This window comes from Bilifractor sp. HCP3S3_D3, from assembly GCF_052063915.1.
Lineage (GTDB): Bacteria > Bacillota > Clostridia > Lachnospirales > Lachnospiraceae > Bilifractor.
Genome location: NZ_JBQHWP010000064.1, coordinates 1 through 363, shown reverse-complemented (window position 1 = coordinate 363; position 363 = coordinate 1). Strand labels below are relative to the sequence as shown.

Annotated in this window: 1 protein-coding gene; it reads left to right on the top strand. The window is 36.4% G+C overall.

Annotated features, from left to right (window positions below; all coding sequences use genetic code 11):
- On the top strand, nt 1–357 hold a 357-nt coding region (gene tnpA, locus ACTNDI_RS14050), incomplete at its 5' end, for an IS200/IS605 family transposase (RefSeq protein WP_441101576.1).
- Nucleotides 358–363 lie beyond the last annotated feature (6 nt).

Here is a 363-nt window from a genome sequence, read left to right as displayed (position 1 = left end):
GTAAAATACCGGAATAAGGTAATCGATGACGAGATTTCTATACGTCTGAAAGAAATATTTGTGAGGATCGCTCCTACATATAACATAACATTGGAAGAATGGAATCATGATGTCGATCATGTTCATATTCTTTTTAGAGGACAGCCCAATACAGAGATCAGTAAATTTATCAATGCCTATAAATCTGCAAGCAGCCGTATCATAAAGAAAGAATTTCCTATGATACGTAAATCCCTTTGGAAAGAGATGTTCTGGTCACAAAGTTTTTGTTTGCTGACTACAGGAGAAGCTGCTGTAGACATTATTAGGCAATACATTCAATCTCAGGGTAAGAAAGATGGCAAACAGGGCAATTAAGTATCG